Here is a 9,339-nt window from a genome sequence, read left to right on the forward strand (position 1 = left end):
CATGAGTGCAAAAGACGTCAAGTTCGGCGGTGAAGCCCGCGCCCGAATGATGGAGGGTGTCAACATCCTCGCCAACGCAGTGAAGGTCACGCTGGGTCCGAAGGGCCGCAACGTAGTCCTGGAGAAGTCCTTCGGTGCCCCGACCGTCACCAAGGACGGTGTGTCCGTGGCCAAGGAAATCGAGCTGAGCGACAAGTTCGAGAATATGGGCGCCCAGATGGTGAAGGAGGTTGCTTCACATACTTCCGACATCGCCGGTGACGGCACCACCACCGCGACCGTTCTGGCGCAGGCCATGGTCCGCGAAGGTCTGAAGGCCGTCGCTGCCGGCATGAACCCGATGGATCTGAAGCGCGGTATGGACAAGGCCGTCGAGGCGGCTGTGGAAGAGCTCAAGAAGCTGTCCAAGCCCTGCACCGAGTCCAAGGCGATAGCCCAGGTCGGCACCATCTCGGCCAACTCGGACGAGTCGATCGGACAGATCATCGCCGAGGCAATGGAAAAAGTCGGCAAGGAAGGCGTCATCACCGTCGAAGACGGCACCTCGTTGCACAACGAGCTGGATGTCGTCGAAGGCATGCAGTTCGACCGTGGCTACCTCTCGCCCTACTTCATCAACAATCAGCAGAGCCAGAGCGCCGAGCTGGACGATCCCTTCATCCTGCTGCACGACAAGAAGATCTCCAACATCCGCGAGCTTCTGCCGGTGCTGGAATCGGTCGCCAAGGCCGGCCGGCCGCTGCTGATCGTCGCCGAAGACGTGGAAGGCGAGGCGCTGGCCACCCTGGTGGTCAATACCCTGCGCGGCATCGTCAAGGTCTGCGCAGTCAAGGCGCCGGGCTTCGGTGATCGTCGCAAGGCCATGCTGCAGGACATCGCCATCCTGACCGGCGCGACCGTGATCTCCGAAGAGGTTGGTCTGTCGCTCGAGAAGGCGACCCTGAACGATCTGGGTACCGCCAAGCGTGTTCAGGTCGCCAAGGACGAGACCACCCTCATCGACGGTGCCGGCTCCGAGATCGACATCAAAGCGCGCTGCGAGCAGATTCGCGCCCAGGTCGAAGAGACCAGCTCTGACTACGACAAGGAAAAGCTCCAGGAGCGTCTGGCCAAGCTGGCCGGCGGTGTTGCCGTCATCAAGGTCGGTGCCGCCACCGAGATGGAGATGAAGGAGAAGAAGGCGCGCGTCGAAGACGCCCTGCACGCCACCCGCGCGGCGGTCGAGGAAGGCATCGTCCCCGGCGGCGGCGTCGCGCTGGTCCGTGCCCAGACCGCGGTCAAGGGCCTGACCGGTGCCAACCATGACCAAGACGTCGGCATCACCATCGCACGGCGCGCCATGGAAGAGCCGCTGCGTCAGATCGTCGCCAACGCCGGCTGCGAGCCGTCCGTCATCCTGCACAAGGTCGTCGAAGGCTCGGGTAACTTCGGTTACAACGCCGCCAACGGCGAGTACGGCGACATGGTCGACATGGGCATCCTGGATCCGACCAAGGTCACCCGCTCGGCGCTTCAGAACGCCGCGTCGGTTGCCGGCCTCATGATCACCACCGAGGCCATGATCGCCGAAGAGCCGAAGGACGACGCCCCGATGCCGGGCGGCGGCGGCATGGGTGGAATGGGCGACATGGGCGGCATGGGCATGATGTAAGCCCGTCCGTCTGCGGCTACACGCAGATGAAAGCCCCGCCCCGATGCCCTATCGGGGCGGGGCTTTTTTATTGGGTGCTTGGTTGGATCAGCGCTTGCGTGGCACGGAAACAGGGGCTCGGAATCCTGCTCGACCTCGAGTCGACGCTGCCCGCGGTCGCTCTGCAGGCCGGAGCAATCCGCGATGCTTTGCTCAACCTGCTAATCAACGCGGCACAGAGCGGCAGCGGTCCGGGTCGACAAGGACACCCTCCTGATCGAGGGCGAGGCGGCGATCGAGATGCCGAGCGAGATGGAGGCACTCTATGCCGACCTGCGCACCACCCGGTTCCGGCGCAGTTTCACGCTGAGCCGAGAGCTTCAGGCAGACCAAATCGATGCACAGATGCAGGACGGCATTCTGACCCTGAAGGTGCCGAAACGCGCCGAGCTTAAGCCCCGTAAGATCCAGGTCAACGTGGGTTGAGGAAACCAAACGAGGGGCGCGGGGCAAGGTGCCGCGCGCTCGGCGATCTCGGCGCCCGTGGCAGATGTTCGATCCATGCGACGGAGACGTGAAAGGGTTCGCGAGCGCCGGGGTCCGGATTTCCGGAGGGATCTATGTCGACACTTCAACAGATCAGACACAACATCACACGGGCATGGGACCATGTCCGCGACGGTTGGGAGCGACTCTACGATCAAGCCGCCGGGGCCGTGATGCGCTTCACCCACAAGGGTGCGAGACCGACCCGCGAGCACGGCGGGCGGCGGTTGGGGCGTCCTGGCCGCGGAGGTCATGGATGACGAGGACAAGATCGTCGTGCGTCTGGAAGCCCCGGGCATGGCCAAGGACGACTTCGAGCTTCAGGTGACGGACGGCTACCTGGTTGTCCGCGGCGAGAAGCGGGTCGAGCGCGAAGAGTCCAAAGGCCGCCACCACGTCACCGAATGTGCCTACGGCCACTTCGAGCGCGCCATCGCCTTGCCCGACGAGGTCGACAGCGACAAAGCCAAGGCGAGCTACAAGCAGGGTGTCCTGCGTGTCGAGATGCCGAAGGACAAGACAAGACGCCGACAGCCGATCAAGGTGACCGTGCACTGACACCGGCTCCGGGCGAATCGGGCCCGGGTTGAAAAGCGCTCGGCGTCATCCATGTCGTGCTCTTCGACCAAGACGGAGAGACCGATGCGACGACCGGGTATACGAAAACCCGACTTGCCCGGCGACGGCGTTCAGGCCGAGACGCCGACTCGGGCGGCCGGCCTCGCGCGTCTGGCATCCTTTGTCCCGCAGGCGGCAGCCTATGCGCGCGAGCGCAATCGGGTCGTCCCGCCGCATGATCGGGTCTCGCGGCTTGCTCCCTATCTGCGGCACCGTCTAATCCTGGAGCGCGAGGCGGTCGCCGCGGTTTGGGACGTCCAGCCGCGGGATACCGTCGATAAGTTCGTTTCCGAGGTCCTGTGGCGGACCTACTGGAAAGGCTGGCTGGAGCAGCGCCCCCACGTCTGGGACGCCTATCTCGACCAGCTTCGACGCGACCGCGACGGACTCGCTGGGACGGCGTCGATCCGCTATGCCGAGGCGATCGCGGGCCGGAGCGGGATCCCCTGCTTCGATGCCTGGGCCAATGAGCTGACCGAGACCGGCTACCTGCACAACCACGCCCGCATGTGGTTCGCGAGCATCTGGATCTTCACCCTGCGTTTGCCCTGGACGCTCGGTGCGGCCTTCTTTCTGCGTCATCTGCTGGACGGTGATCCTGCGTCCAACACGCTCTCCTGGCGCTGGGTCGCGGGATTGCACACGCGGGGAAAGCACTACCTGGCGCGTGCGGAGAACATCGCCCGCTACACCGACGGGCGCTTCGACCCCAAAGGCGAGCTCGACGAGCAGGCCTTGCCCCTGACCGAGCCGCCGCTCGATCTCACGCCGCGCGCGCTCCCCGCTTCGGTCGAGTTGGATGTGGACATTCCGAGCGGGCTGCTTCTGACGCCGGAGGATCTCGCCCCGGAGGTCTCGCGCCTGTCGCTGCTCCGGTTTCGAGGCGTAGCCGGGGGCTGGGACGAGACGGTTGGGGAGTGTCTCGACCTGGCACTTCCGGTCGTCGACTTTTCGCGCGTCGCGATCGCCGATGCCCTGTCTCGGGCCGAGGCGCATTTCGCGGTCCCGTCATACGTCCTGGACGAGGGCGATTGGCTGGCCGCGGCCGAGGCATGGTCTCTCAGCCTTGCGGTGCGCAAAGTCGTTATGCTCGAAACACCGGTCGGTCAATGGCGCAAGCGCATCGAGCAACTCGACGCGCGACTCGCCCGGCACGGCATCGCGCTTGTGCGGGCTCGCCGGACCTGGGACAGCAGGCTGTGGCCCGGCGCCACCCGCGGCTTCTTCCCCTTCCGCGAGCACGCCAACCGCCAAACCCATCTTGAAAGTCTTACGCGCATCGAGCGGCCTCAACCCTGATGAAACCCCTGCAACTGGTCTGGTTCAAGCGCGACCTCCGGGTCTACGATCATGGTGCACTCGCCGAGGCCGCACGGCGCGGCCCGGTCCTGCCGCTCTATATCGCCGAGCCCGAATACTGGTCCCAACCGGATGCCTCCGGTCGGCATTGGGCCTTCATCGCCGAGTGTCTCGGTGAGCTGCGAACGGATCTCGCCGCACTCGGCCAACCCTTGGTGATTCGCGTCGGCGAGGCCGTCCCGGTCCTGGGTGAGCTGCTGAATCGTCTACCCATCCAGGCCGTCTGGTCTCACGAGGAAACCGGCAACGGCTGGACCTATGCGCGGGACATCGCCGTCGGCGATCTGCTGCGCACCCGCGGCATCCCCTTGCATTAGCTGCCGCAGAGCGGCGTGGTCCGCCGCCTCGAAACACGCAACCGCTGGTCGAAGATCCGGGAGCAACGGATGCGGACGCCATTGGAGCCGCCGCCCGTCCTGCGACCCTTGGGGGCGCTGTCCGAGATCGGCGGGCTCGGCGACATCCCGATTTCATGCAGAAGCTGGAGAGCGAGCCGCGCATCGAATTCGAGAACACGCACCGTGCCTGCAACGGCCTCCGCGATCCGATACCGGATCCGCATCGGCTCGACGCGTGGCGCCAAGGCCATACCGGCGTCCCCTTCGTCGACGCCTGCATGTGTGCCTTGATCCACATCGGCTGGATCAACTTTCGGATGCGCGCCATGCTGATGTCCTTCAGCGCCTACCCTCTCTGGCTGCATTGGCGCGAGCCTGGCCTGCACCTGGCGCGCGTCTTCACCGACTACGAGCCCGGCATCCATTGGTCCCGGGTCCAGATGCAATCCGGCACGACCGGCATCGACAGGCTGCGCATCTACAACCCGGTCAAGCAGTCGCAAGATCAGGATCCGGATGGCGTCTTCATCCGCCGTTGGGTGCCCGAGCTGGCCGCTGTCCCGGACGCCCGGATCCACTCACCATGGACGATGTCCCGCGCCGAAAGCCGGACCATCTTCGAGACGCACCGCAGCCGTCGTCGCAGCGGTGGCGCGAGCCGCACGAGCACGAGCACGAGCACGAGCACGAGCACGAGCACCGCGGAGACAGGCGGCAAACGAAAACGGCCCCCGAGCCCCGAGTCGATCTCATGAGCCACAAGAAGCCGAATCTCCCGACCAAGATCTGCCCGACCTGCGCTCGCCCCTTCACCTGGCGCAAACGCTGGGCAGCCTGCTGGGAGTCGGTCCGCTATTGCTCCGATACGTGCCGTAGCCGCCGCGCGTTGCGCCAACCGCCGTCGTCGTGACGTCGCGACGGGGTTTATCCGCGCCTTGACGATACGTTAGGCTCCGAATGTTCTCCGATGGATAAGAAAATGACCCCGAGATGCGGCTGGTGTGGTTCCGATCCCCTCTACCTCGATTATCACGACCTCGAATGGGGCGTACCGGTCCACGATGACCGCCGCCTCTTCGAGATGCTGACGCTCGAAGGGGCGCAGGCCGGTTTGAGCTGGCTCACCATCCTGCGCAAGCGCGACGGCTATCGGCAGGCGTTCGACGAGCTCGATCCGGAGCGGATCGCGCGCTATTCGGACGCCGACATCCAGCGATTGCTCGGGGACGCGGGCATCGTTCGAAATCGTCTCAAGATCGCGTCGGTCGTTCGCAATGCACAAGGTGTGCTGACCATCCTCGAAGACACGGGATCCTTGGACGCCTTCCTCTGGCAGTTCGTCGACCATATGCCGCAGCAAAACGCTTGGCGCTCGCTGGACCAGGTTCCTTCCCAGACCCCTGCATCGGACCGCATGAGCAAGGCACTCAAGAAGCGCGGTTTCAGCTTCGTCGGATCCACCATCTGCTATGCGTTCATGCAGGCTGTCGGGATGGTCAACGATCATGTCGTCGGCTGCTATCGACATGCCGAGATCGCGCGTCTCGGGGACGCCTCCGGAGATCCGACAGCCCGGTAGGCTCCGGATCGGGGTCGAGCCCCGAATGGGCGGTTGTCATTGCGTGGTCTGCTGTTTGTTCGTATAACCAGCCCCGCTTCGGTTTCCTTTGTTCCTCACCACCGAGATTCCAACGATGCACCTGTTCTGCAAACTGGTCGCCACGACGACCGTCACTCTGGCACTCGTCGGTGCGCATCCCGTCATCGCCGCCGAACCCGTCCCCAATGAGCTGGCCCCGACAGTGATCCCGGCGGGCGAAGCCGCGCCGACGTCCGGCGACCCCGCGGATGTCGTCGTCAGGATCAACGGCGTCGCGATCCCTCGCGCAGAGCTTGATCGGAATATCCGCCCCTTGTTGGCCAGAATGAGCCCCGCGGACTCCGTTACTCCCGATCAACGCAAGCTCCTCGAGGAGACCGCAAAAGAAAACGTGATCCGCTCCGAGCTCCTGTATCAGCTCGCGAAGGATCAGAACATCCCCGATCTCGACCGGCAGGTCGACGAGCAGATCGCCATCATCAAGTCTCGTTTGCCGAGCCAAGGGGAATGGAACGACGCGCTCGCCGAAAAGGGCATCACCCCGGATGGGCTGCGCGAGCAACTCAAACGCGGACTCATGATCAACGCGTTCGTCCAGAGTGAGGTGGTGTCTAAAATCGAGATCACCGATGCACAACTAAAAGCCTTCTACGACGAGCATCCCGAGGCGTTCAGTAAGCCGGAATCGATGCGCGCGAGCCACATCTTGATCGGACTCGATGCAGGTGCCGGCGCCGAGGCGAAAGAGAACGCCAAGCGGAAGGCCGACGAGATCCTCGAAAAGGTGAAATCCGGTGCCGATTTTGCCGAGCTGGCCAAGAGCGAATCGACCTGTCCCAGCGCCGAGCAAGGGGGCGACCTCGGGGAGTTCGGACGGGGCCAAATGGTCGCGCCGTTTGAAAATGCCGCGTTCGCTATGGAAACGGGCGATGTGAGCGAGGTCGTGGAGACCCAGTTCGGCTACCACATCATCAAGGCGACGGACAAGGACGCGGCTGCAGTTGTGCCCTTCGAAGTGGTGAAGGGACGTATCGAGAAACAGCTGAAGACGCAACAGGTGCAACAAGAGCTCATGGCCAAGGTCGAGGAGCTCAGAGCGACGTCCGTGATCGAGTTTCCCGACCAGGACCCGTAAGTCCCTTCTCGGCAAAGCACTCCTCGTCAACAACCGATCTCCGGGCTCTCCCGGCACTGCCGGAGGCGCGACGACGCCTGGGGAGGACTCGTTCAAAAAGTCGACCGGCGCCGCATGCCTAAGCGATTTCCTGGAATAAGCGTCCCGACTGCGCATGCCTGCAAGACCTGTAGGGGCTTTAGGGGCGACTTCAGTCGCCCCTACAGGTCGGCAAATACTTTCCCGGAATTACCTAAGCATCGAAAGGCTGGGAATCCCTGCCCAGGGTTCATCCCATCAGCGGCCTAAGCCGCTGCGCTCACAGCCCGACAACGCCGCCGTCCTCGCGGGTGATGACGACGGTTGCCGAGCGCGGACGCGGGCCGTCCGAAGCGGGCAAGACCGGGGCATCGCCCGGGTGGCGATAGACGGCGCCGCTATCCGGCCAGTTGCTGGTGAAGCTACCGACAGCGGAGCGATCACCGGGGTGCTGGAAGTTCACAAACAGGTTCTTGCCGTCGGGTGTCGAGACCACGCCGGTGGTCTCTTGGTTGAACGGACCTTGAAGGAACCGCTTGATCTCGCCGGTGATTGGGTTGGCGGCCAGCATTTGGTTCTCGCCGAAGGGCCCGGTGCCCTGCTGTGATCCACTCATGTCGGTCTGGATCCACAGGATGCCGTGCTGGTCGATCCAGATACCGTCCGGACTGGCGAAGATATTATCGCCGTCCAGTGCCGGACCGCCCTCGGCGGGCAGAACCTCGCTGTCATCGGCGTCGCCCGCCAGCACGAAGATGTCCCAGTCGAACCTTGTCGCGAAAGGTCGGTTGCCCTTCTCGCGCCAGCGGATGATGTGGCCGGTAAGGTTATTCGGGCGCGGGTTCGCTGCATCGATGTTGTCGAGAGTACGCGATGAGTTATTGGTCAAGGTCATGTAGACCTCGCGGGTCTGCGGGTGGGCGGCGCCCCATTCCGGCCGGTCCATCTTGGTCGCCCCGACGACGTCGGCCGCCAAGCGAGTGTTGACCAGCACGTCGGCCTGATCCTGGAAATCCACACCTGCCGCTGCAGCAGCCGCGAGGAAGTCCGGATCATGGATGTCGAGGGCCAGCCAATCGCCGCTGCCGTCTTCGTTGAAACGGGCCGCGTACAGGGTGCCCTCGTCCAGCACATTGCCGTTTAGACCCTCCCTGTAACGCGCCTTGGTTACGAATTTGTAGATGTACTCGTTCTGCGCGTCGTCGCCCATGTAGAACGCCAAAGGTTGGCCGAGTTGAGGCGGTGCGAAGATACAGCCTTCGTGCGCGAAGCGGCCCATCGCCGTCCGCTTATTCGGGATGCTGGTCGGGTCGAACGGATCGATCTCCACCACCCAACCCTGGCCGTTGGCCTCGTTCCGGTAGTCGTCGGTCGCGTCAATCCCCTTGATTGACACATCGAAGCGGACATACCGATCGCCGCCGCGAATGGCGGTCTCCCAGCCGTATCGGCTGGAGGTGGTGCCCACGCCATAGCGGCTCTGTTCGCGGGGCACCTGAATGTCGATGTTGTTGGCCGAGAGCAGGTCGTCGAGAACTCCGAGGAGTACTCGGCCAGCCTCTGTCAAGGTGTCGCCGGCCTGGGTGTAAACCTTGCTGGTGATTTTCTGGTCGACGGTCTCATCGATGACACCGATGACTTTGCCCTGTACTGCATCGTAGCGAGCGTAGTAGTCGTCTTGGGGGGCGGAGTTGCCATTGAAGCCCAGGGCGTCGAAAAGAGCGTTGATGCGGCTGATCTGGACGTCGTTCTTGAAGTAGCCCGCCCAGTTCTCCTCGCAGGTGAGGTAGGTGCCCCACGGCGTATAGCCCATCCCATTACACACATCTCATGAATCATGAGCCTGTCGAGCATATCTGAGCCCCGCGGCGAAGTCCGTGACGCGTTGCAGGCCGAGCCAAATCGTCTTCACGCCGGGCTCGCCGTCGCCCTTGCGCCCGAGGAATCCGCCGAGGCCGGCGATCAGGCGAACCACCGTGTTGAGGCATGGCGGCTCTTTCGGCAGGGGTTTCTCGGAGAGAATGTAGGCGGCCTGCCATTCTTCGGGCGCGAGGAACAGCTCGGCGTCCAGGTCGGGCAGGGTTCGCCCCAAGCG

At 63.9% G+C, this 9,339-nt stretch carries 11 protein-coding genes and 1 pseudogene; 10 read left to right on the forward strand and 2 right to left on the reverse strand.

From position 1 onward, the window contains the following. Position 1 precedes the first annotated feature (1 nt). The 10 genes and pseudogenes from groL (at position 2) to BLV04_RS08130 (ending at position 7,226) form a co-directional block, all read left to right on the forward strand. Positions 2 to 1,651 (forward strand): chaperonin GroEL, encoded by a 1,650-nt coding sequence (gene groL / locus BLV04_RS08095; protein ID WP_093029861.1) that lies wholly within the window; start codon positions 2 to 4, stop codon positions 1,649 to 1,651. A gap of 240 nt (positions 1,652 to 1,891) precedes the next feature. Next, positions 1,892 to 2,116, forward strand: a pseudogene (locus tag BLV04_RS08100) (Hsp20/alpha crystallin family protein); the annotation flags it as partial. Between the two features lie 134 nt (positions 2,117 to 2,250). Then, positions 2,251 to 2,436, forward strand: coding sequence for a hypothetical protein (locus tag BLV04_RS25565; RefSeq protein WP_245731787.1), 186 nt, complete (start codon positions 2,251 to 2,253; stop codon positions 2,434 to 2,436). After that, the gene (locus BLV04_RS25570) at positions 2,429 to 2,734 is read left to right on the forward strand and encodes an Hsp20/alpha crystallin family protein (RefSeq protein ID WP_245731788.1); all 306 of its coding nucleotides are present in this window, start codon (positions 2,429 to 2,431) and stop codon (positions 2,732 to 2,734) included. The genes BLV04_RS25565 and BLV04_RS25570 overlap by 8 nt, the downstream gene beginning before the upstream one ends. Positions 2,735 to 2,818: 84 nt before the next feature. Further along, the gene (locus BLV04_RS08110) at positions 2,819 to 4,093 is read left to right on the forward strand and encodes an FAD-binding domain-containing protein (RefSeq protein ID WP_093029863.1); all 1,275 of its coding nucleotides are present in this window, start codon (positions 2,819 to 2,821) and stop codon (positions 4,091 to 4,093) included. Continuing rightward, positions 4,093 to 4,470 (forward strand): deoxyribodipyrimidine photo-lyase, encoded by a 378-nt coding sequence (locus tag BLV04_RS25575; protein ID WP_245731789.1) that lies wholly within the window; start codon positions 4,093 to 4,095, stop codon positions 4,468 to 4,470. The genes BLV04_RS08110 and BLV04_RS25575 overlap by 1 nt, the downstream gene beginning before the upstream one ends. Before the next feature lie 155 nt (positions 4,471 to 4,625). Continuing rightward, positions 4,626 to 5,246 (forward strand): FAD-binding domain-containing protein, encoded by a 621-nt coding sequence (locus BLV04_RS25580; RefSeq protein ID WP_245731790.1) that lies wholly within the window; start codon positions 4,626 to 4,628, stop codon positions 5,244 to 5,246. Further along, positions 5,243 to 5,401 (forward strand): DUF2256 domain-containing protein, encoded by a 159-nt coding sequence (locus BLV04_RS08120; RefSeq protein ID WP_093029865.1) that lies wholly within the window; start codon positions 5,243 to 5,245, stop codon positions 5,399 to 5,401. Before BLV04_RS25580 ends, BLV04_RS08120 begins: the two co-directional genes overlap by 4 nt. Positions 5,402 to 5,470: 69 nt before the next feature. Then, the gene (locus BLV04_RS08125) at positions 5,471 to 6,070 is read left to right on the forward strand and encodes a DNA-3-methyladenine glycosylase I (RefSeq protein ID WP_093029867.1); all 600 of its coding nucleotides are present in this window, start codon (positions 5,471 to 5,473) and stop codon (positions 6,068 to 6,070) included. Positions 6,071 to 6,185: 115 nt separating this feature from the next. Next, on the forward strand, positions 6,186 to 7,226 hold the full coding sequence (locus BLV04_RS08130; RefSeq protein ID WP_093029869.1) for a peptidylprolyl isomerase: 1,041 nt from the start codon (positions 6,186 to 6,188) through the stop codon (positions 7,224 to 7,226). 298 nt (positions 7,227 to 7,524) lie between these two features. Here BLV04_RS08130 and BLV04_RS08135 read toward each other — a convergent pair whose 3' ends face one another. Then, complete coding sequence (locus tag BLV04_RS08135) at positions 7,525 to 9,057, reverse strand: PhoX family protein (RefSeq protein WP_093029871.1); 1,533 nt, start codon at positions 9,055 to 9,057, stop codon at positions 7,525 to 7,527. 15 nt (positions 9,058 to 9,072) lie between these two features. After that, on the reverse strand, positions 9,073 to 9,339 hold a 267-nt coding region (locus BLV04_RS08140; protein WP_281241821.1), incomplete at its 5' end, for an IS4 family transposase.

It is taken from the genome of Thiocapsa roseopersicina (genome assembly GCF_900106925.1).
GTDB lineage: Bacteria > Pseudomonadota > Gammaproteobacteria > Chromatiales > Chromatiaceae > Thiocapsa > Thiocapsa roseopersicina.